At 70.3% G+C, this 21,060-nt stretch carries 17 protein-coding genes and 1 pseudogene; 11 read left to right on the plus strand and 7 right to left on the minus strand.

The annotated features are described in order from the left end of the window. Positions 1–174 precede the first annotated feature (174 nt). From HW130_RS25535 to HW130_RS25545, 3 genes are all read right to left on the minus strand, one after another. On the minus strand, positions 175–1,209 hold the full coding sequence (locus tag HW130_RS25535) for a DNA topoisomerase IB (RefSeq protein ID WP_177152038.1): 1,035 nt from the start codon (positions 1,207–1,209) through the stop codon (positions 175–177). 729 nt (positions 1,210–1,938) lie between these two features. Beyond that, entirely contained in the window at positions 1,939–2,916 is a 978-nt protein-coding gene (locus HW130_RS25540; protein ID WP_177152039.1) for an SDR family oxidoreductase, read from the minus strand. Between the two features lie 144 nt (positions 2,917–3,060). After that, positions 3,061–3,267 (minus strand): hypothetical protein, encoded by a 207-nt coding sequence (locus HW130_RS25545; RefSeq protein ID WP_177152040.1) that lies wholly within the window; start codon positions 3,265–3,267, stop codon positions 3,061–3,063. Between the two features lie 92 nt (positions 3,268–3,359). Here HW130_RS25545 and HW130_RS25550 point away from each other — a divergent pair, with 92 nt between their 5' ends. The 6 genes from HW130_RS25550 (at position 3,360) to HW130_RS25575 (ending at position 7,413) form a co-directional block, all read left to right on the plus strand. Next, positions 3,360–4,559: a hypothetical protein gene (locus HW130_RS25550; protein WP_177152041.1), complete on the plus strand. Its 1,200-nt coding sequence runs from the start codon at positions 3,360–3,362 to the stop codon at positions 4,557–4,559. Positions 4,560–4,571: 12 nt separating this feature from the next. Next, a complete protein-coding gene (locus tag HW130_RS25555; protein ID WP_177152042.1) occupies positions 4,572–5,162 on the plus strand; it encodes a hemerythrin domain-containing protein in 591 nt (196 codons plus the stop codon). Positions 5,163–5,230: 68 nt separating this feature from the next. Further along, positions 5,231–5,479 carry a hypothetical protein gene (locus HW130_RS25560; protein ID WP_177152043.1) on the plus strand — a complete coding sequence of 83 codons (249 nt, stop codon included), beginning with the start codon at positions 5,231–5,233 and terminating at the stop codon, positions 5,477–5,479. A 288-nt stretch (positions 5,480–5,767) separates the two neighbouring features. Next, positions 5,768–6,343: a phosphatase PAP2 family protein gene (locus HW130_RS25565; protein WP_177152044.1), complete on the plus strand. Its 576-nt coding sequence runs from the start codon at positions 5,768–5,770 to the stop codon at positions 6,341–6,343. A gap of 332 nt (positions 6,344–6,675) precedes the next feature. Next, positions 6,676–6,936: a GlsB/YeaQ/YmgE family stress response membrane protein gene (locus HW130_RS25570; protein ID WP_177152045.1), complete on the plus strand. Its 261-nt coding sequence runs from the start codon at positions 6,676–6,678 to the stop codon at positions 6,934–6,936. Positions 6,937–7,236: 300 nt separating this feature from the next. Next, positions 7,237–7,413 carry a hypothetical protein gene (locus tag HW130_RS25575; protein ID WP_177152046.1) on the plus strand — a complete coding sequence of 59 codons (177 nt, stop codon included), beginning with the start codon at positions 7,237–7,239 and terminating at the stop codon, positions 7,411–7,413. A 218-nt stretch (positions 7,414–7,631) separates the two neighbouring features. Here the strand turns inward: HW130_RS25575 and zwf are convergent, their stop codons facing one another. The 3 genes from zwf to HW130_RS25590 form a co-directional block, all read right to left on the minus strand. Then, positions 7,632–9,041, minus strand: coding sequence for a glucose-6-phosphate dehydrogenase (zwf, locus tag HW130_RS25580; protein ID WP_177152047.1), 1,410 nt, complete (start codon positions 9,039–9,041; stop codon positions 7,632–7,634). A gap of 37 nt (positions 9,042–9,078) precedes the next feature. Continuing rightward, positions 9,079–10,653, minus strand: coding sequence for a GMC oxidoreductase (locus tag HW130_RS25585; RefSeq protein ID WP_177152048.1), 1,575 nt, complete (start codon positions 10,651–10,653; stop codon positions 9,079–9,081). Between the two features lie 79 nt (positions 10,654–10,732). Beyond that, complete coding sequence (locus HW130_RS25590) at positions 10,733–12,643, minus strand: glycoside hydrolase family 15 protein (RefSeq protein WP_177152063.1); 1,911 nt, start codon at positions 12,641–12,643, stop codon at positions 10,733–10,735. A 239-nt stretch (positions 12,644–12,882) separates the two neighbouring features. Here HW130_RS25590 and HW130_RS25595 point away from each other — a divergent pair, with 239 nt between their 5' ends. Continuing rightward, positions 12,883–14,997 (plus strand): FUSC family protein, encoded by a 2,115-nt coding sequence (locus HW130_RS25595; protein ID WP_177152049.1) that lies wholly within the window; start codon positions 12,883–12,885, stop codon positions 14,995–14,997. A 383-nt stretch (positions 14,998–15,380) separates the two neighbouring features. Continuing rightward, a complete protein-coding gene (locus HW130_RS25600) occupies positions 15,381–16,667 on the plus strand; it encodes an aminotransferase class V-fold PLP-dependent enzyme (RefSeq protein WP_256356332.1) in 1,287 nt (428 codons plus the stop codon). Positions 16,668–17,155: 488 nt separating this feature from the next. Here the strand turns inward: HW130_RS25600 and HW130_RS25605 are convergent, their stop codons facing one another. Then, entirely contained in the window at positions 17,156–17,620 is a 465-nt protein-coding gene (locus tag HW130_RS25605; RefSeq protein WP_177152050.1) for a hypothetical protein, read from the minus strand. 250 nt (positions 17,621–17,870) lie between these two features. On the opposite strand from HW130_RS25605, the gene HW130_RS25610 reads away from it, so the two are divergent. The 3 genes and pseudogenes from HW130_RS25610 to HW130_RS37070 form a co-directional block, all read left to right on the plus strand. Then, complete coding sequence (locus HW130_RS25610; protein WP_256356333.1) at positions 17,871–19,604, plus strand: Ig-like domain repeat protein; 1,734 nt, start codon at positions 17,871–17,873, stop codon at positions 19,602–19,604. A gap of 200 nt (positions 19,605–19,804) precedes the next feature. Next, complete coding sequence (locus tag HW130_RS25615) at positions 19,805–20,731, plus strand: hypothetical protein (RefSeq protein WP_177152051.1); 927 nt, start codon at positions 19,805–19,807, stop codon at positions 20,729–20,731. 121 nt (positions 20,732–20,852) lie between these two features. Next, positions 20,853–20,975, plus strand: a pseudogene (locus HW130_RS37070) (IS5/IS1182 family transposase); the annotation flags it as partial. Positions 20,976–21,060 lie beyond the last annotated feature (85 nt).

Below are 21,060 nucleotides of genomic sequence, written 5' to 3' on the forward strand. Positions count from 1 at the left end.
GCTGAGGGCGGCCGCTGATCCGTCTGGGCGAGGAGCTGTGCCCGACGTGATGCAGACTCGAGCGCATGGACCTCCCCAGCGCTTCCGGCTCGGGCTGCGTCCCGATCACGACGTCACACAGCGTTGGTGCAGACAGCGCGCATCCGCCGCAGCAGGTGACCAACCCGGCCGTGATCAGACGCTCTGGGGCGGGTGATCCGTCCTGAGCATGTGCAGGACGGCCCGTTCGGCGGGCCCTTGCGTGGCGGGGATGCCGTACGCGCCCTCGTCCCCAAGGCGCGGCAGCGCGCCGGCGACCGTGACGCCCTCCTCGTACAGCTCGATCACGCGCGGGTTGATGTAGGAGGCCCGGCAGATGGCGGGGGTGTTGCCCAGGTAGCCGGCGACCTCACGGCAGGCGCGGGCAATGGCGCGCTTGCGTGCGCTCTCACTGCGCGCGACGGACTGCGAGACGGCCAGCGCGACGGCGGCCATGACGGTGGCGTGCCAGGTGCGGAAGTCCTTGGCGGTGATCTCCAGGCCGGCGAGCTCCCTGAGGTACGCGTTGACGTCGGAGCCGCTCACGTCGTGCCAGGAGCGCCGCTCCCAGTAGGCGAGGAGCCGGTCGCCGCCGCCGCGGCGACGCAGCAGCGCGGTGAGACTGCGGCAGGCGGCGGGGTCGGCGACGGTCTGGATGATCTCCTTGCCGTGCTTGCCGGTGTACGTGAAGAGGACCGCACCGCCGTGGCAGCGGGAGTGCTCGCGCAACAGGGTGGTCAGGCCGTAGCTGTTGTTCAGTTCGGTGTAGCGGTCGCTGCCGATACGGAAGAAGCCGAGGTCCAGCAGGCGTACGGCAGTGGCCAGGACCCGCTGCCGAGTCAGTCCGCGATCCCTCAGGTGTCCCTCGACGGCCTGCCGTACGGCGGGCAGGGCGTCGGCGACGTCCAGGACGTGGTCGTGTTTGGCCTCCTCCTGTTGGGCGCGGAACTGGGCGTGGTAGAGGTACTGGCGGCGCCCGGCGGCGTCGGAGCCGACGGCCTGGAGGTGACCGTTGGGCCGGGCGCAGATCCACACGTCCCGCCAGGCGGGCGGGATGACCAGCCCGCGGATGCGATCCAGCTCGGCAGGGTCGCGCAGCGGTCGGCCCTGGGCGTCCAGGTAGCGGAAGCCGCGCCCGTGGCGTCGGCGGGTGTAACCGGGGTCAGTGGGCCTGCTGTGGGAAAGACGCAACGAAACCTCCGTGGACGCACAGTGTCCGGTGAGACGGACGCGCTCCGGCGAGACAGACTGTCCGGCGGAACGCCGCCTGTGCGTATACCCACGCCCTCGAACCGACTGCTCCCTGGACCGCAGCCTCCTCAAAGAGAACGCCTCGCCACGGCATTTCATGCCGCGACGGGCTGGGCCCATCTGGTCACTGTCGATTTTCGACGTCCCCTTGGCGCACGGAGGCCAGTGAACTTCAGCGGGGTGAGCTTCGGACGTCGGTCGCCGGTCTCGCCGTCTGAGCCGGGCGTCGTCGATACACGCCCGACACGCGCAGCGGCACGTTGTCCGGGTGAGCGGCACACCTTGGCCGAGAAGTCCAGGAGTGGCCGTGGAAGGCATGGACGCTGGGCGCTGTCCACGCGGACCGTTTCCGACCACCGGCTGACGTCCGGGACGCTTCCAGGCCGCTAACCCGTACGCGTTCGCTGTCGAGGCGAGCGCCCAGGACGAGATTTCATGATGCGGGCCCAGCAGGGCAATCTCGCGGACATCGCGGCGGGACACGATGCCCGGCAGAACGCCACCACGGTCCTGGCATGCGGCGTCAGGGCCCTGGCGTACGGCAGCCAGTAGCGGCAGGAGCAGCCGAGGCCGTGGACGCACACCACCTCCGGAACGGCGGGTGGTCCCAGGACGGCGGCGTGGACGAGGGTGCCCGGTTGCAGGGGAAGTCGTGCGCGTCCCAGCCGCTCAATGCGTCCGGACCCGTCGTGCGACGCCCGCAACCGCACCGGCCATCAGCGTGGCGGCGGTCAGCCGGCGCATCGCCGTGCGGCGGCGCCCGCCCCACCCGCCATGGGAGGCGCCAGTACCCGGCGCCGGCACGTGCAGGTTGCCGTGACCGGCCGGAGCGTACTCCTTGCGGGAGAGATGGGCCTTGTCCACCTGGCGGGCCATCATCCGCTCCACCATGCCCGGCATGATCCTCGACTCCAGCACCATGGAACGGCCCATCGGACCGACCACGACTTCCCGCCGGGGCACGCGCACCAGATCCACGATGGCCCGTGCCACCCGCTCGGGGCTGTAGACCGGGGGCATCGCCAGCGGTTTGCGGCCCGTGTAGTTCGCGGCGTGTTCGAACAGTGGCGTGTCGATCGTGGCGGGCAGCACCGTGCACACGTGGATGCCCTTCGCCTTGTTCAACCGCAGCTCTTGGCGCAGGCTGGCGCTCAGCGCCCGGATGGCGTACTTGGACATGCCGTACGCGTGGGTGTACGGCTGGCTGACGACGCCCACGATGGAGGAGACGTTGATCAGCGTTCCCCTCCCCTGGTCGCGCATGACGCGGAGGGTGGCGCGGGCGCCGTGCACGTATCCCATGACGTTGACGTCCATGACCTTGCGGAAGTCCTCCAGGGGGACCTCTTCGAAGGGTCCGAACACGGTGACGGCCGCGCAGTTGACCCAGACGTCGATGCGGCCGAAGCGCTGCACGGCGCGCCGGGCGAGATCATCGACCGCCTTGGGGTCGGTGACGTCGGTCGGCACCACGAGCGCCTCCGCGCCACGGTGACGTTCGCACTCCTGCCTGACCGCCTCCAGCGCCTCCACGCGCCGCGCCGCCAGGACCACAGGGCATCCCTTGCGGGCGAAAGCGACGGCGGTGGCCCGGCCGATGCCGCTGGAAGCCCCTGTGATCACGACCACGGAATCACGCACTCGCATGGACAACCCCTTTTCCGCACGATGTCCGACGACTCACTCAATCACCGGATCGCTCGTTCCACCGCTCGGCGAGTGCCCTTCGGGTGCGTCGCTACGCCACCTGCCGACGCAGTACGCACCCATCTCCACGCCGTCGGCCACGGTTCAGATCTCCTCGTCCATGCCGATGATCCTGCGCAGGTCGCCATGCGCCTTGTGCTCCTCGCCTTCACGTTGCTCCAGCAGCGCCGCCGCGATCGCGTCCAGCTTGCTCGACCTGGAGGGGCGCAACCTCACTGCCGCGCCGTTGGGGGCGCGGGTGCGCCCGTCCGGGCGTTTGCGCTCGCCGACGCGTCCGAGTGGGCGAGGCATGTGCCGGGTGCCTTGCGGACCGGGCGGACATGGACCGCGAATGCGGGGGTACTCCGCTCAACCGCCCCGTCTGACCTTGAGGAGAACCGGCCGTGACCTTCAATCCGCTCGAGCAGCGAGGTATCCCGCTGGACCGGCAGTTGCGCAACTGGCGTGAGCTGAACGTGCAGCCGATCGATCCGGACCGCTGCGACCCGTACACCCGCTGCCGGATCATCACGATGAACGGCATCGAGGTGGAGGCGATCCTGTTCAGCCACCAGCTCGCGCGGCACTGCCCCGACCCGGAGATCAAACGACAGCTCGCCCGGACCCGGTACATCGAGGCGCAGCAGCAGAAGGCGGTGAACTGGCTGCTGCCGGGGGTGTCGTCGGTACTGGAGACGACGATCGCCTACGAGCAGGTCGCGGTGGACCTGACGGCGTGGATCGCGCGGATGGAGCCGGACCCGTATCTGAAGCAGGCGTACCAGTTCGGTGTGCTGGAGGACTTTGACCATCTGTACCGGTACGCGAACCTGTACGAGATGATCGAGCACCGCAAGGCGGAGTCGATCGTGGACGGGCTGACCGAGGTCATGCCGGGCCGGCCGACGAAGTTCCACCACCGTGACCCGGTGGACAATGTGCGCGATCCGTACGACAAGAACGCCACCGACCCGCTGTCGAAGCCGCATGCGCTGACCGTTCTGGCGGCGGAGCAGCAGACGATGAACTTCTACATGAACACCGGCCCCACCTACATGGAGCCGATCGCCCGCCAGTTGTATCAGGAGATCGGGCTGATCGAGGAGGAGCACGTCACCCACTACGAGTCCCTCGTGGACCCCGGGGAGACATGGTGGGAGCAGCTCGTCAACCACGAGTACAACGAGTGCTACCTGTACCACTCCTTCATGGAGCAGGAGAGCGATGCGAAGGTCAAGGCGATCTGGGAGCTGCACCTGAACATGGAGCTCGAGCACCTGCACACCGCCTGCGACATGATGCGCCGCCACGACGGACGCGACCCCGCGGAGATCCTGGCCCCGGAGCTGCCGAACGTGCTCACCTTCGAGCCGAACAAGGGCTACCTGCGGGAACTGCTGGACACCCAGATGGATCTGACCACTTTGGGCGCCGGCTATGTGCGTGAGGCGCACGAGCGGTTCGAACAGATGCAGGAGCAGATCCACGGCGGCGAGGAGCCGCCGAGCGAGCGGGTCATGGCCGAGCACGACGCCATGTTCGGCCGCGAGTACCGCGTGCAGTCCGAAGGCGAGCACCCCGACCCCGCGATGCGCGAGAAGTGAGGGACGGGCCCCATGTCCGAACTCCAGACCCCTCAGGCCGGCGACGACCACGGCCAGGACACTGATGTGGTGGCGCTGCTGATGCGCCAGCACGGCGACATCCGCAACCTCTTCGACGAGGTCGAGGCCACGACAGGTGAGGAACGCCGCGACGCCTTCCGCCGCCTGGTGCGCCTGCTCGCCGTGCACGAGACGGCGGAGGAGGAGGTCGTCCATCCCTTCGCCCGCCGGAGCATCCCGGGCGGTGAGCGGGTCGTCGAGGACCGCCTTGCCGAGGAAAAGGCGGCAAAGGAGACCCTGGTCGCCCTCGACGACCTCGACACCGACGACCCGAAGTTCATGCCCCGTCTCGTGCAGCTGCGGACGGACGTCCAGGAGCACGCACGGGCCGAGGAACGCTACGAGTTCGCGCACATCCGCCGCAGCACCGACGCCACACAGCTCGCCGCGATGGCCAAGGCCGTCAAAGCAGCGGAAGCCATGGCCCCCACCCGCCCGCACCCGGCGGTGCAATCGGGCGCCGCCAACATGGCGCTGGGTCCGGTCGCCGCGCTCATGGACCGTACGAAGGACGCCGTCCGCGGGGCCATGGGGAAACACTGAAAGGAGCCGGCAGCCCGGCTCCTTTGGCCCCGGGCTGACTCGAGCACACCACGGGAAGGGAGCACGTAGTGATCGACGAAGCGGTCGTCCAAGAGCTGTTGGATGCGACCGAGGACGACGCTGCGCTGGTCCTGCTGGAAGGCACGGCGCAGGTGGTGAACCGGACCGCTCTCGACAGCGATGCCTTTCACGGCGCAGCAGTGCTTCTGTCGCGAGCGGAGCTGGTGGACCTTCTGGGCACGTCGTCGCCCGCGCAGGAGGACGTGGCGCGGGTGACAGCGTCGTTGCGGGACACGGTCGGCAAGCTTGGCGCGTGAGCGCTTGCTGTCGGCGCGGACAACAGGCGAGGAAGTGCAGACTTCGCGGCCTCGCTGTTACACCGCTGCTGCGGCCGCGGCGCGGCGGCGGGCATAGGCGCGACCGGCGCCGGTGTACCACTGCGTGGCGAGCATGGTGGCGAGTCCGATCTCGACAAGATCGCCGCCGTGCCCTCCTCCTCCTGTGTCCGGCAGGCTTCCCGTGAGGAGAGCTCGCGCCGTTCGGCGCCCGACTCGTGTCCGTACGATTGGCGGTGTACCCGCGCGCCGAGCGGGAAACAGACGATCATGGCCGACGCAACCGAGTGGCGAGAAGTGGACCGGCACCTCACCCGGCGTGTAGCGCGCTGGACGTCGCCCTTGGCGCACCGGGTCCTGGCAGGAGTGCGCTCCGCGGCCGAACACACGAAGCTGTGGTGGGGTGCCGCAGCGATCATGGCCGCTGTCGGCGGTGGGCGTGGCCGGACAGCCGCCGCAGCGGGGCTCATCGGCATGGGTGCGGCGGAGCTGGTCTCCAACGCGGTCTGCAAGCCGCTGTACGAACGCCGCCGTCCGCCGGAGGACCTCGTCCCCCACAGTGAGGTGCGGGATCGGCCGGACAGCTCCTCCTTCCCTTCCGGGCACACCGCGGCCGCCGTCGGCTTCACCGTTGCCGCGGCAGGCGCCTGGCCGGCAGCGGCAGCGGCCTGCGCGGTACCGGCCGCGATCGTCGCCGTGGAGCGGGTGCACTCGGGCGCGCACTATCCCAGCGACGTCGCCGCCGGCGCCGCCATCGGCATGGCGACGGGCCTGCTGGTGCGCCGATCACCCCGCCTCCTGCTGCGCCACGCTGTGAAGAAGGCTCGCATCGGCCGGGTTGCGTGAAGGGAAGCGCCACCCTGCAGCCGCCGAGTGAGAGCGAGGGGACGTTCCTCTTCGTCGACCTGATCGGCGAGGACCTCGTACGGCTCCCCACAGCCGACGGGCCACTCAGCGCACCGGCCGCCGCCTCGACGCCGATGACGGCGTTTGGGCCCTTGTGCCGGAGCCCCGGCCGGGAGGCAATCATCCTTCCGATGCGGGCCGTTGAAGCTTTGCGCGCTCCGGTGCTGAGCCCGGTGATGGTGCGGAGACACCTGTGGAGGACGCTTATGGCCGCCTTCGGCGGGCACGCGAATGACACCCGAAGTCCGGGGCACTGAGCGGAAGGAGTTGTCGTGTCGTTCCTCTGGGCCATCATCGCGGGGCTCATCATCGGCCTGCTGGCCAAGCTGGTCCTTCCCGGACGTCAGCCCATCCCCCTGTGGCTGACGGTCATCCTGGGTATCGTCGGCGCCGTCGGCGGCAACGCACTCGCCACCGCCGTCGGTGTGCGCGACACCGGCGGCATCGACTGGATCCGCCACATCTTCCAGATCGGCATCGCAGCGGCTCTCATCGCCTTCGTCACCCCCTTGTGGGCCCGACGACGCGCCTGACCCTCCAGGAGTACGGACGGAACAGCCGGCCGCAGCCAGTGGCTGCGCCCGGCTGTTCCGTCGTCCGTCGTCCGTCGTCCGTCGTCCGTCGTCCGTCGTCCGTCGTCCGTCGTCCGTCGTCCGTCGTCCGTCGGTCGGCCGTCATAGTTCTGCGCCGTCACCGTTCAGCGGCAGCGGCCTGCGCGCGGCCGCGATCGTCGCCGTGGAGCGGGTGCACTCGGGCGCGCGGGGCTGCTGCGGGAGAGCGACCGGTCCCTGATCGTGTCGACCTGGCACTGCGCGGCGCCGAGGACGTATCCCGTGCCGACCCTGGGCCGGGACACCGCTCTGAACGTCATCCACTCCTGGCTGGCGCCTCACGGCATCTGCTCGCGCGGCCGCTTCGGCGCCTGGCGGTACGAGATCGGCAACATGGACCACTCCTTCATGCTCGGCCAAGAACTTCCTCGGCCGGCTGCTCGGCCGCGACAAGCATGAGCGCGGCCCGGCCACGGTCGCGGCTTGCGCCCTCGCGGTCAGCCGATCATCAGCCACATCCACCGGTCGGCTGCCTCCGGGCCGCGAAGCACGATGACTTCTCCCGGTACGGGCTGCACCCGTGTCCAGGGCCCTCGGTCAAGCCCCACCCCCTCACGCGCGAGCGTGACAGGGACACCCCTGGGACGGCATACCCCAGGCCGCACGACGCCCAGCGCTCACGCCGCCCGGGACGGGCCGGCATCGGGTGGCAGGGGGTCGTGCCAGTGCTCGCCGGGCCGCAGCACCGTCTCGGCCTCCTTCGGGCCCCAGGTGGCCTGTTCGTACGGATGCGGGGCACCCTCCGTGCCGTCGAGCACCGGGTCGACGACGCTCCACGCGGCCTCGACGGTGTCCTGCCGGGCGAACAACCAGCGTTGCCCTTCCAGCGCCGCGCCGATGAGCCGGTCATAGGGGCGCATGTCCTGGGCGGCGCTTTCGTGGAAGGCGAGCGCGTCGATCTGCGGCTGGGCGCCCGGGCCCGGCTTCTTGCCCATCATGGCCCATTCCATGGCCGTATCGGGCCGCAACCGGACGCGCAGGTGGTTGGAACCGAGAGCGGGGCCGAGCCCGAACGTGTCGCAGGGCGGGCGCCGGAACGTCACCAGGACCTCCGTGGCCGTCATCGGCAGTTTCTTCCCCGCCCGGATGTACACGGGCACCCCGGACCAGCGCCACGAGTCCACCGCGAACCGCGCCGCCACGAACGTCTCGGTGCGGGAGCCGGCGGCCACGCCGTCGACGTCGTCGTACCCGTCGTATTGGCCGAACACGGTGTCGTGCGGTTCGAGCGGCCGGAGGGCCTTGATGACCCGTGCCCGGGAGTCCTGCCAGTTGGCGAGGCCCGGCCCCTCCGGCGGGTCCGCGGCCACCGTGGCGAGCACCTGCAGCAGATGGTTCTGCAGTACGTCCCGCACGGCTCCGGTACGGTCGTAGAAGCGGCCGCGGTCGTCCACGCCGAACGCCTCGGCCATCGTGATCTGGATGCTCTCGACGTATGTGCGGTTCAGGAGTGGCTCGAGAACGGAGTTCGCGAAGCGGACGAACATGAGGTTCTCGATCTGCTCCAGCCCGAGCCAGTGGTCCACGCGGAAGACCGAGTCCTCGGGGAACACCTCGTGGACGGTCGCGTTGAGCTCGCGGGCGCTGCGCAGGTCCGTCCCGAAGGGCTTCTCGATCATCACCCGGGCCCCTTCGGCATGCCCGGTGGTCGCGATGCCCTGGGTGATGCGCCCGAACAGCGCCGGAGGGACCTCCAGGTAGAAGAGCGCGCGTCGGGAGTCGCGGAGTTCGCGCGCCAGGGTGTCGTACGTCGCCGGGTCGGTGAGGTCGCCGTCGATGTAGCGCAGCGCGTCGAGCACCCGACCGGCCGGGGCACCGGCCGGGTCGATGCCGTTGTTGCGGAAGGAGGCGGTCGCGTAGTCCCGGAACTGTTCCAGTCCCCAGCCGCTCTTCGCCACACCGATCACGGGCACGTCGAGCAGCCCTCGCCCCGCGAGTCCGGCGAGCGCCGGGAAGGTCTCCAGTTTGGCGAGGTCTCCTGTGGCGCCGAAGATGACGAGGGCGTCGACGCTGTCCGTTGTTGCCATGGTCTCTCCCGTGCGGTGGGGCTTGGGGGGTCCCGGGTCATCGGAGCCGTTGGACGAGGTGGTCGCCGACACGCAGGGCGTTGGCCATCACCGTCAGGGACGGGTTCACCGCGCCGATGCTCGGGAGGAATCCGGCGTCGACGACGTACAGGTTGTCCACGTCGTGGGCACGGCAGTTGACGTCCAGGGCGGAGGAGTCCGGATCGTGCCCGAAACGGACGGTGCCCGCCTGATGGGCCGTGGCGCCGATCGGCATGTCCTTGTGCAGGTAGACCATGTGGGGCAGGAGGCGGTGGGGGTGCATGCCCAGTTCCTCCAGCATGCCCGCCAGCTTGTGGCGAAGGCGCCGCAGGCCCTCCGTGTTGGTGTCCCTGAGCGCGAGGCGCACGTTGCCGTCCGGGCCCACGGTGACCCGGTTGTCGGGGTCGGGCAGGTCCTCTCCGCAGAGCCAGAAGTCCACCGAGTGGTGGGCCAGGACCTCCAGGGGCATGTCCGGGGGTGAGACGCCCGCCCAGTGCGGGGCGTCGGCGCGGATCTGCTCCGCGTCGGACTTGCCGAGCATCTGGATCCCGCCCAGCGGGTAGTCCCAGTCGTCCGCGCCGAGGTACCAGTCGTTCACGGCCAGGGTCTTCTGGAAGCGCGTGGGATTGGGTTCCCGCGACACCGCCATGAGCGCCTCGTTGTTGTGCCGGAGGTAGTGTCTGCCCACCACGTCCGAGTTGTTGGCGAGGCCGCGGGGGTGGAGCGCAGAGGCCGAATTCAGGAGGAGGACGGCGGAGTTCACAGCGCCGCAGGCGACGGCGAAGACGTCCGCCCGGAAGCGGGCGGTCGTGCCGTCCTCCAGGGTGGTCACCGCCTCGGTGACGGTCCGGCCGGTGGGGTCCGTCTCGAGTCGGTCGACCCTGGCGTGCGTGAGCAGCGAGACGTTCCCGTGTCGCAGGGCCGGGGTGACGCAGACGGTCTCGGCGTCCGACTTGGCGAGCAGGAGGCAGGGGAAGCCGTCGACCCGGTCACACCGCACGCACGCGCTGTCACGTGTGGGGAGTCCGTCGGGGCCCTCGGTGAGGTCGACGCCTATCGGCAGGGGGAAGGGGTGCAGTCCCAGCTCGCCGAGCCGGTCGGCGAGTTGCTGGATCCGGGGCTCGTGCGTCACCGGCGGATGCGGGTACGGAAGGCTCGCCGGGCCTTCGGTGGGGTCCGTGCCGTGCTGTCCGTGCACCCGGTAGAGCTGTTCCGCCTGGGAGTAGTAGGGCTCCAGGTCCGTGTAGTCCAGCGGCCAGCCGGGCGACAGCCCGCCGTGGTGCCGTATCTCGTGGAAGTCCTCGGGTCGCAGCCGGAACAGGGCCGCGCCGTAGAACTTGGTGTTGCCGCCGACGTAGTAGTTGACCTCGGGCGGGAAGGGCCGGCCCTCGTGGTCGTACCAGATGTCGTCGGCGCGGTAGCGCGACTCGACGAACACGGCACGGGACTGCCAGTTCTCACGCTCCCTCGGCAGGTAGCCGCCCCGTTCGATGATGAGGACCCGCTTGCCCGAAGGGGCGAGGCGGTGGGCGAGCGTGCCGCCACCGGCACCGCTGCCGACGATGACGACGTCATAGTGCTGATCGTCCACTGGACCCTCCGTGGCGTGAGCCCCGGACACAGGACGGACCCTTTCAGGCTAGTTCTGTGCCGCTCGAACCGCATCCGCGTCACAACAGGTGAGGCGGCATGCTGCGACGGTGTGTCGGTGCCTGGCCCAGCACCAGCCGGTCGATGGCGTCGTCGAGCGTCGTCGCGGCCATGATGAGCGCCAGGTGGGTGAAGGCCTGCGGGAAGTTGCCCAACTGCTCGCCGGACGGACCGATTTCCTCGGCGAAGAGCCCGACGTGGTTGGCGTAGGTGAGCATCTTCTCGAAGGCGAACCGAGCCTGCTCCAGGCGCCCGGCGCGCGCGACGGCGTCGACCCAGAGGAAGCTGCAGAGGCTGAAAGTGCCCTCGCTGCCACGCAGTCCGTCCGGCGAGGCGTGGGGGTCGTAGCGATAGACGAGACTGTCGGAGACCAGAGAGCCCTCCACGGCGTCCAGCGTGCTCAGCCAGTCGGGGTCGGTGGAGGAGGTGAAACCGACGCGCGGGGCCAGCAGCAGCGAGGAGTCGAGGACGTCGTCGTCGTAGTGCTGGACGAAGGCGCGGCGGCCGCTGTGCCATCCCTTCTCCATGACCTGGGCGAAGACGGTGTCGCGCGCCGTCCTCCACCGCTCCACGTCGGCCGGCCAGGACAGTCGGTCCGCCAGCCGCAGACCCCGGTCGAAGGCGACCCAGGACATCACCCGGCTGAACGTGAAGTCCTTCCGGCCGCCCCGGGTCTCCCAGATGCCGTCGTCCGGCCGGTCCCACAGCGTGGTGAGTTCGTCCAGGACGCGTGCGACGGCCTTCCATTCGCGGGAGGAGAGGCCGGGGCCGTGGTCCGGGCCGTGCACGCCCCGCCCTTGTGCGAGGGCGTAGAGGGCTTCGCCGTATATGTCCAGCTGCAACTGGTCCTTGGCCGCGTTGCCCACCCGAACGGGAGCCGAGCGCCGGTAGCCCTCCAGGTGCCCCAGCATCTCCTCCGGCAGGTTGGGGTCGCCGTCGACGCGGTACATGATCTGCAAGGGCGTTCCGCCGGGCCCGTGCGGCAGGTCCGCCCTCTCCGAGAGCCGCCGCATCAGCCAGTCGGTGAAGGCCGTCGCCTCCTCCACGAAGCCCAGGTCCAGCAGGGCCCGGACGGACAGGGAACCGTCCCGTATCCAGGTGTAGCGGTAGTCCCAGTTGCGCTCCCCGCCGATCTGCTCCGGCAGACCCATGGTGGCGGCGGCGATCGGCGCCCCCGTGGGCAGGTACGTCAGCAGTTTGAGCGTGATCGCCGCACGGTGCACCATGTCCGGCCAGCGGCCGGAGTAGCGAGTGGTCCGCAACCAGCCCTGCCAGAACCGGATCGCCTGCCACAGCCGTTCGGTGAGCCCGCCGACGGCGATGGGCTCGGGCGCTTCGCCGCCCGCGTCGCAGACGGTGAGGGCGACGCCCGCCGTCTCACCGGCGTTCAGTACGACCGTGCCGTCGACATCCTCGCCCTGCCGGCTCAAAGGGAACGTGGCCTGCAGATGGGCATCGAGACGCGCACCGCGGAACACGGCCCGCCACTCGCCCGTCGAGCCCTCTTCCCCATCCGTGGACAGTGTGTGGCGGTCGCGCCCGAAGTCGAAACGGGGCGCGCACTCCAGATGGAACCGTATGGTGCCGCGCATGCACCGCAGGACACGGATCAGGGCGTGCCGGTCCGAGGGCGTGGGTGAGAGCAGGGGAGGCATCCAGTCCATGAGTTCCCCGACCCCGTCCGGCGACATGAACCGCGTCACCAGGACCGCCGTGCCGGGGTAGTACAACTGCTTGCTCGTCCCGTCCGGAGCGTCGGGCCCCAGCCTGAAGTGCCCTCCGACGTCATGGTCGAGGAGGGCGGAGAACATGCCGGGCGAGTCGAACCGCGGGGCGGCGTACCAGTCGACGACGCCCTCCGACGAAATCACGGCCGCCGTCTGCAGATCGCCTACCAGTCCGTGGTCCGCGATGAGGGGGTATCGCTGCACAAGACACTCCAGGTGGTCCGTCAGTGTCATTATCCGACTCCCGCCCGGATCCGTCGCCCCGGCGGCCCCCGGCCCCATCGCCTCCCGCACAGTCGCCCTCCGCCGGGGGCACCGGGGCCTACGCTGGAAAACGGGCCTCGCCGACGGCGTGGCCCGCCGATTCGCCGGCTCGTCGGAGGTGGTGTTGGCCTTGTACCGCACTCGCGCAGCTTCCGGTACGCGAACGCCCCACCCGCACCGTGACTGACGACCGGTCACTGGACGCGCCGCGACGCCGTGACGCACTGCGTTCGGCGTTCAGGGTGACCGTTGCCGTCTGCGCCGGCTTCTACACCTGCCGGTACGGCCTGCAACGCCCGGTCATGTCGGTCTACGCACTCTTCGGCGTCATCGCCCTCGGGGTGCTGTCCCGGATGACGGGGCCGGGTCGCGCCCGGTCGGCCGGTGTGGTGAAAGCACTGCCGGTGGCGCTGACGCTCACCGCGGTCGGCACCCTCCTCGCGGTACACACCGTGACGGCGGTGCTGGGCATGGTCGTCGTCGGTTTCACCTTCACGTTCAGCGCCGTCGCGGGACCGCGCGTCGCCGGGGCGTCCAGCGGTCTCCAACTGTGCTACATCCTGGCCTGCTTTCCGCCCTACGCCCCGCAGCAGATGGGAGACCGACTCGCCGGGCTGGCCCTCGGCATGGGCCTGCTCGCCGCGGCGGAACGCTGGCTCCTGCCCGAGAAGCCCACCCGCGGATACCGGACCCGGCTGGCCCTCGCCTGCGCCACGGCCGCGCAGCTCGCGGCCCGCCTCGCCGCCGACGGCCGGACGGGGGACGGCGCCGACGACCGCGCGGTGGAGGCAATCGCCGAGGATCTCAGTCCCGCGAGGCTGCCGCAGGGCGAGCGGCCCGCGGCGCCGTCCCGAACCAGCCGTGCCTATGCCCAGGCCGGGGCGTCCGCCCGGAGCTTGCTGCACCAGCTGAGGGCACTTACCCGCACCCGGCGCGACTGCCCCGACGCGCTCGCCGCGGCCCTGCTGGAGGCGGTCGCCGACACGTGCCGGCACACTGCCGACGCCCTGGGCGACGCGGCACCGCCGCGCGCGGGCGCAGTGCACGAGGCCATCGTCCGGTTCCAGACGGCACGACGCCGGGCCGTCCGCGAGCGGCCCGAGCACGACCCGCGCTTCCGGGCGGCCGTCCTCGCCGCTGCCGAGTCGGCCCGCAATGTCGAGCTCGCCGCACGGGTGGCCCTGCTCGGCCGAGGCATCGGCCGCGTGGAACCGCGGTCCCTGTTCTGGTACGCCGACGCGCCCACCTGGCGGCTGTGGGCCCGGCGCGTACGCGCCCATCTGACCCCCCGGTCGGTCCTCTTCCAGAACGCCGTCCGGGTCGCCCTCGGGCTCGGCGTCGCACGCCTGGTCGCGGGGCTGCTGGATCTCTCCCACGGCTTCTGGGTCCTCCTGGCCGTCCTCACGCTCGTACGCACGAGCGTGGTGCAGACCCGCCAGGCGGTGGCGCGTGCCCTCCTGGGCACGCTCGCCGGCGCTCTGTGCGCAGCGGCACTGCTCACGGTGCTCGGCCCCGACAGCATGGTGTACGCGGCCCTTCTCGCTCCCGTCATGGTCGCGACGTTCACACTGGGACCGCTGGTGGGCATCGCCTGGGCCCAGGCGATGTTCACCGTCCTGGTGTCCATCGTCTTCGCCCAACTGGCGCCCGCGACATGGCAACTGGACGAGATCAGACTCCTGGACGTCCTCATCGGCAGCACGGTGGGCCTGCTGTGCGGACTGCTCGCGTGGCCCAGGGGCGCGCGGCGCGAACTGCTCAACGCGATGGCCCGGCTGCTGCGGGAGTGCGCCACACTGGTCACGTCCGTGACGGCGGCGATCCTCACAGGCCCCGGCCGGGGCGCCCCCGTCGACGGCGAGCCGGCCTCCCATGCCCTGGTCCTCGCACAGACCGCCTACGCCCAGTACCTGTGCGAGCCGGGCTCCCTGGAACAGGACGGCGACGCGACGGACTGGCACGTGGCCCTCATGGTCGGCCAGCACGCCCTGGCCGGCAGCTACTGGATCCCCCTCTACGACCGGCCTGACCGCGTCGCCCTCACCGAGCGGGAGGCGCACGAGGCACGGCGGCAGGCCGGCACGCTCTCACGCGCGCTGACCGCGACGGCGGCCTCCGCCGCCGACGGGGGCGGCCCGTCGTACGACTTCGCCGAACCGCTGCCCCCCGCCGGCCCCCCGGCCGCTGACGTACCCGAACTGGCCGACTTGGAGCAGTGGTTGGAGGTCCTGCGCAACGACGTGCACCTGCTGCGCGAACCCGCGCGCCGGCCGCACGGCGCAGGACCGTCCTGACCCGCCACACCGGTCGGCACCACGGCGACCGTGCACCACTTGACGCCCACCCGCGAGCCCGGGTCCCGGTGGGTTCACCCAGGTTGTGACCGTGTGTGGTCGCCGGGGCCTATCCGGTCGCATTCCTCCGGCCTCGGCACTGCTGTGGATGTCAACGGAACGTGGCACGTCGCCCTACCAGCGAAGAGGAAGGGACGGAGTGCTTCTCCAGGAAAGACGGCTGGTCTCTTCGGGTGGTCCCTGCTGTGCGGCGTCTCGATGGAGGCCATTTGGGCAATGGTGCTGTCGGCGTACGCGGCCACTTTGCGTAACCTCGTCACCAGAAGGGCACCGGACAGCCATTCCGCCACCGCTCCGCCGGTCGCGGTGCAAAGGGGTGCAGGATGTCGATGACGAGTCGGCGCGGTCTGCTGGCGAGATCTGCGGGAGCGGTGGCGGTCACCCTCGTGCCCAGCTCCGGCGCGGCAGTGGTGAACACACCGCGGGAACGGCCGGTCACCACGATCGACGGGCGCGTGGACTGGGACGCCTTGCGGGCGCAGTTTCGCCTGGAGCCTGGATGGGTGAACCTTGCGTTGTTCTATCTGGCCTCGCATCCGAAGGTGGTGCGGGATGCGGTGGATCATTTGAGTGCACAGGTCGACGCCAATCCCCTCGCGGTGCCCACGGGGCTGGCGTTGCCCGATGGTCCTACCGGATGGCCCCGGGTACGCCAGGCACTCGCGGCCTGTCTGGGAGGCCGGGCCGAGGACATCGCGATGACGGCGAGCACGAGCATCGGGCTGGGCCTCTTCTACAACGGCGTCGTGACCCGTCCGGGACAGGAGTTCCTGTTGACCGAGCACGACCACATCTCCCATCGCACCGCCGCCCGACTGGCCGCCGACAAACATGGCAACACGCTACGGATGGGCTCCTGGTTCGCCGATCCGGCCACCGCGACGGCGGAGGGCATCGCAGCGGCAGTCGGCGAGGCGATACGCCCGAACACCAGAGTCGTGGGGATCACCTGGGTGCAGTCGAGCACGGGGCTTCGGATGCCGGTGCGTGCGGTGGCCGAGGTGGTGCGCCGAGCCAATGAAGGCCGCCGCCCTGCCGACCGGTGCCTGCTGGTCGTCGACGGCGTGCACGGGCTGGCCGCGATCGACGAGGATGCCGCCGGCCTGGGCGCGGATGTGGTGATCGCCGGAACGCACAAATGGTTGTTCGGACCAAGAGGAACGGGGCTGGTCTGGGTGGCGCCGGACGTCCTCGACCAGCTGCGGCCCACTTTCGTGAGCTTCATCAGGGGCGCGGGAGCAGCGCCCTTGTCGCCCGGCGGGTTTCTGGCGTTCGAGCATGCCTTCGCCCTGCCGGTGGCGGTAGCGCTGCATGAGCAGCTGGGCCGAGCACGCGTTGCCGCCCGCATCACACAGCTGTCGACGCGAGTGAAGCAAGGACTGAGCCGCATCCCCGGGGTCACCGTGCACACCCCTGCCGACGCGGAGCTGTCAGCGGGCATCACCTGTTTCAGCGTGGCCGGACACACCCATCAGCAGGTCGTCGACCACGCCGCCACCCACCGCGTGCGGCTGTCCACCTCGACCTACACCCGGATCGGTACCGCCGTAATCAACACTCCAGCCGAGATCGACACGGCGTTGAACAGCCTGGCTGACCTCACCCGCTGAAAACCGTTCTCGGACGCCGTCGCCTTGCCGCCTTCAGGGAAGTCGACCCCAGTCACCGGCCGCAACAGGCCCGAGCGGCGGCGGTCGGCACCATCCGCTGCCCGGACCCGGCGGTTGGAACAACGGAACAGCCGGTAGCGGTGGGATTGATCATGGTCGCACCACCGTGATCCATTAGCTGGTGGCTGACATACGACTTCCCTCCCGTGGGAAGCCGGGAGGGACTGGCCCCCGCCCGGCTCAACACCGGACGGGGTGCGCACAGCATGCACCCGATCCCGCCACAGTGATAGACGCCGGCCGAAAGTTTCCGCGGTCCGTACGTCGACTACACGAACGCCGGCGAACTGCTGAAGCCCGATGACGTGACTGAGGAGCAGGCCAGGTGGATGGTCAGCACCGTCACCAGCGCACTCGCCGAAGCCGGGCCCGCCGAGGAGGCCGTCGCCGAGCCGGACGTCCACCTGTTCTCTCCACGGCGCGAACGGCTACCAGGACACTTGAGCCCATTTCCCCGCCGGACGCATTTCGATCAGTTCGAACCCGCCGGGACGGCGGATGATGTGGTGGCCGGTCTCCGTGGCTGAGCACCTCACCAGCCCGACCCACCCGTCGGTGGTGGCTTGCCGCAGCAGCCAGGCCACCACGTCCATCACGATCCCGAAATCGTCCTCGTGGACGCAGGACCGCAAGGTCAGGGCCCACGGGGCCCGGCCGTCCACATCCACCCGGTCCGCGGCCTGAACCAACACAGCAGCGTCGGCACCATCAAAGCCATGGCTGGCCTCGCCACCACCGAACACCTGCCAGGGCCCTTCCGCCCAGTCAGCAGCGGCATGCACATCGGGCTCGGAGTCGGTCAGCCCCAGGTGCCACCGAAGCTCCTGCAGCACCGCCTCGGGAAGCTCCGGAGCGAGATCCACCGCCAGAAACAAGTCGTAGTAGTCGCTCACGCGGCCGACCCTAACCTGTGGCACAGACACGCCACTCACACCGCGGCAAGCACCAGGTGCTGTCAAAATTGGTGAACTCAGGAGCTGTGGGACGAGTACCCCGCGAGCCGGTCGCCCGTCTCGGCTGACCCGCCGGGCCGAACTCCTCGCGAAATCCCGGTGCGGCGTCTTGTGTCCACAGCTCGCTCACATGTTCCATGGAATCTTCATGTTCGACGACGGACATGAACTGAGCCTGTGGGGGGCATAGTTGAGCACGTTTCAGTACACGGGACGACGTCTCGCCGCCATGGTGGCGGCCACTGTCATCAGCGGTGGAGGCCTTGTCGTCGCGGCTCCGGCCGCACACGCGGCGGAGGCGTCCGACGTGGTGGCCAAGCTGCCGATCTCCTCGTTCTCGGACATGGTGGTCGACTCGGTCCACGAGCGCGTCTTCGTCTCCGACAGGGCGGGGTACGCGCACTACGGCGGCACGGTCGTCGCGTACAACTTCCAGGGCCAGAAGGTCGGTACGTTCTACACCACGTCACGCGCCTCCGGCCTGGCGCTGAGCGAGGACGCCGGCACGTTGTACGTGGGCCAGCGCAGCCACGTCGTCGCCTACGACACGCAGACGCTGCAGGAGACCGGCCACACCGGCGCGTACACGGACGACTGCGGGCGCGAACTCGCCGTCACCGGCACCAAGAGCTGGCACACGACCACCCCGGCGTACAGCGACTACCACTGCGACAAGAACCAGACCGATTTGGACTCGATGACCGACGGCCTCCATGCGCGCACCGGCTGGAACGCGGCGGGCAAGATCCTGCTCGCCACCGGTGGCGGAGCGCCGAACCGGCTGTTCATGGGCCAGGCGAAGGGCCCGAACGCCACCGACCCGTTCCTCACGTCCTTCGACACCTCCGGTCCCACCCCCGTGCGCGGTGATTCCCGCCGCTTCGCGGACGCCGAGGGCAAGGGCGGCCTGGACCCGAAGGACCTCGCGGTCAGCGCGGACGGCAAGCACCTCGCCGTCGCCGACGCCGCGTACGGAACCCGCCTGCTCAACTCGGGCGACCTCACGGATGCCGGTGTCTACCAGCCCCTGCCTACGGGCGCCACCTCGTCGGCCGTCGCGTTCAGCGGCGACGGGAAGTACGTGGCGCGCGGCGCCTCCGCCGCCGGCAGCACGCCCGATCTGCTGATCCAGCCCGCGGATCCGGCGAACGGCACGACGGCGACGGAGTTCGCCTACGAGGGCGACCTCGACGGCAACCGTGTCGTGAACCGCGGCCTCGAATGGTCGAAGGACGGCTCCCGGCTGTTCGCGCTCACCACCAACGCGTACGGCAACGCCTTCTGGCTGCACGTCATCCAGCCGCCCGCCGCGCAGTACGACTCCCGCTTCAGCGGGGCGCTGACGCACACGCCGGCCCAGGCCGTCGTCGGCGAACCGGTCGGCATCCGAGGCCGCCTCGAACTGGACGGTCCCGCACCGGCCGAGCCGGCCAAGGTGACCGCCGTACGCACCACCGCCGACGGCACCCGTACGCTCGCCGCCGCGGAGGTGGCTGCGGACGGCACGTTCACGGTCCTCGACGTGCCGGACGCCGTCGGCAGTGCCACCTACACGCTGTCCTTCCTCGGCGACATCACGCACCGCCCGGCCGAGGACGTCTCGATCACCGTCGACGTGGCCAAGGCGCCGATGTCGATCGCGCTGACGGCCCCGCAGGAGGCCTCCATGAGCGGGGGCGTGGAGATCACCGGCAAGCTGACCGCCCAGGGCCGCGCCCTCCCCGCCGGCGTCACGCTCGCCGTCCGGCGCACCGACCGGCTGGGCACGGGCTCGCTCTCGTCCGTCCCGGTGGCGGCCGACGGCACGTTCACGGTCAACGACATGCCGCGCGCACGGCGGGACGTGACCTACACGGTGTCGTACGAGGGCGACGACCTGCACACGGGCAGCAGTGCCTCGGCGACGGTGTACGTCACGCGCTGAGCCGCACGCACAGGTGCCGTGCCCGGACGCTTCCGGGCACGGCACGTGCTGCTGCGATGGTGGCACCCGGTCCACGCGCCTCCCCGGCCGGGAGCGCTCGGGGATCAGGCCGGATCGGCCCGCTCGTAGCCGCGGGCGGGCCGCCCGGGGACCGGCCGGGGCCAGCCGCCCGCGAGGTGAGCTGCCGTATCGTCACTGCCGTGAACTACGAGGAAGGAGAGGACACGGGCGAGGACCGGCCGACGACGGCTCGGCTGCGGGAGGTGCTGGACCGCGCCTCGCGTGTCGTCATCGTCGAGGCGCCGCCCTCCGAGGCCGACTCCGCCGACCTGCCGCGCCTCACCCTGACCGGTGCCGAGATCGGCGAACTGGCGCAACGCCTGGCCATCGTGGACGGCGGCACCGGTGACACGTGCCGCTGCTCCGGCTGGCCGACGATCACTGTGTACGGCACACAGGGAGATCCGGTCGCTCGGTGGACGCTGCACCACCAGTCCGGTCTGCGCGGGATAGGCGACTGCGACGCCGACCTGCGGGACGGACCGGCGCTGACCGCATGGCTGGCGGAGCGAGGGCTGACCGGATCGCGGAGGGTGCAGGAGGAACTGGCCGAGGAAGAGGCCGAGGAGGAGCGGCGCCGGATGCGCTGGATACGGGCCGCGCCGGACGGTCTGGGCCAGGCCGCAGCGGACGTGGCCCGCCCGCCTGCGCGGGACTACGGCGCCTGGTCACGTGACCGTCAGCACGCGGGCGAGCGGCTCGGCGCTCTCGCCCGGCAGCAGTATCCCGACGGCAGGGAACGGATCCGGCTCCTGCTGGCCTGGGCCGGAATATCCGCCCGGAGGTCGGCCGGTGGGCTGATGTGGTACGACATGGCGGTGCTCCGCCAGCTCCTGACCGAGGATCCCGGCCTCGTCCTCGCCGCGTGCGCCGTGTCCCCTCTCAGCCCGGTCCAACTCGACGGCGCCGCCGAGCTGTTCTCCTCTCTCGAATGGACCCGGGCACAGGGCAGACAGCTGCCGGAGCCGCTGAGGTCTCTGCTCATCGAGCACATCCGGGCGGACGGCACCGATGCCATGCGGTTCCGGATGCATCACGGCTATTACGGTGCCGAACGGACCGTCTGACACCCTCTCGTTGGCGTCCTCTTCGATCCGGCCGTCGGTCTCGCGCTCCTGGAAGCGCATCGAGACAGGGCTTGCCCCGCATGCGCCACTGCGCCTTGGAGCATCGCAGGCCTACGAGGGAAAAGGGGGGGTGCCGGACCGGTCCGAACCTGACGATCATGCGCTCGGACGCCCCCGCGGTGGCCTGAGCACGAAGGTCCATCTCGGCCGGCGACAGCCACACGCCATCCGAGCCGGCTTTGGCCACTGAACGTTCTCGTTGTCCGGAAGCAGACGGCCTATCGGCCGACGGTGCTCCAGTCGGTGGGCTACCGACGGAATGGCTTGAC

This window comes from Streptomyces sp. PKU-EA00015 (genome assembly GCF_013387495.1).
In the GTDB taxonomy this organism is placed as follows: domain Bacteria; phylum Actinomycetota; class Actinomycetes; order Streptomycetales; family Streptomycetaceae; genus Streptomyces.